The sequence below is a fragment of the Oleiphilus sp. HI0125 genome (assembly GCF_001635355.1).
Genome location: NZ_LWGF01001423.1, coordinates 1 through 926 on the forward strand (window position 1 = coordinate 1; position 926 = coordinate 926).

A 926-nucleotide genomic window follows, 5' to 3' on the forward strand; every position below is an offset into this window, starting at 1 on the left:
CTCCGGCAAGCCCCAGATCCAAACTCGGGCGCCCCACACTTTCGCTCAAACGCCTAGACAACCCCCCAAGTCTATTCTCAACTTCTGACAACCAAGCGCTTAAATTATCGGCACGCGCATAAAACTGTGCATTAGGAGTTGATTCATCCGCTAAGCGTTTGAGATAGTTTTCAACAGCTGCTACACCTGTGCGATATTCAGATTCTGAAGCCGGGAGAATCCAACTACGATTATCAAAGTGAAACTGCGGCTCTGCTAACTTAAGACTTGCATCCTCTTGGGACTGACTTTGCGAGCGACTAAAGTCTTTTCTCATCACCCTAGATAAATCTCGTATTTGAACAAGAACCCCAAACTCCCAGCTAGGCATATTGTCCAGAAACACGCCCGGCAGGAATAAATCGTTTGATAAATATCCTCCAGGCTTTTCGAGCAAAGTATCAGACAACTCAATAAGACTCGCAGTTGTTGCCACACCAATGGGCGCATCAGAGAGCGTGACTCCCGCTCTTTGCTCTACAACCAATGCTAAGTCCGGAACATCAGGTTCAGAACTCCACCAAAAGCCGAGCACCACTACGACAAGCAAATAAATCGGAACAAGTAGCAATAAACCCTTTTGTTTATTCATGTAAGAGACTCTCTTTCTAGAATTGAGCCTGTGACGGCTTACAAATTTGATAGCCAGTCGCAGCATCAACACCTAAATCTTTTAAAACAGCCAACTCAGCTGCGCTTTCGACACCTATGGCAACAACCTGAATATTTTGGCTATGCGCGATTTGTACGACCGAGCGCAAGAAAAACTGATTTTCTTGGTTCTCGTGAATATCCCTAATAAAACTCGTGTCTATTTTTATCGAACGGACTCGAACACGCTTTAAATACGTAAATGGAATAGATGAAACACCAAAACGATCAATACA

Annotated in this window: 2 protein-coding genes; both read right to left on the reverse strand. The window is 44.5% G+C overall.

The genetic code is table 11. From position 1 onward, the window contains the following. Positions 1–631, reverse strand: a 631-nt coding sequence (locus tag A3762_RS24380; RefSeq protein WP_231878915.1) for a DUF2333 family protein, incomplete at its 3' end; no start/stop codon positions are given. A gap of 16 nt (positions 632–647) precedes the next feature. After that, the coding region (locus tag A3762_RS24385; protein ID WP_156493724.1) for an EAL domain-containing protein at positions 648–926 on the reverse strand (279 nt) is incomplete at its 5' end.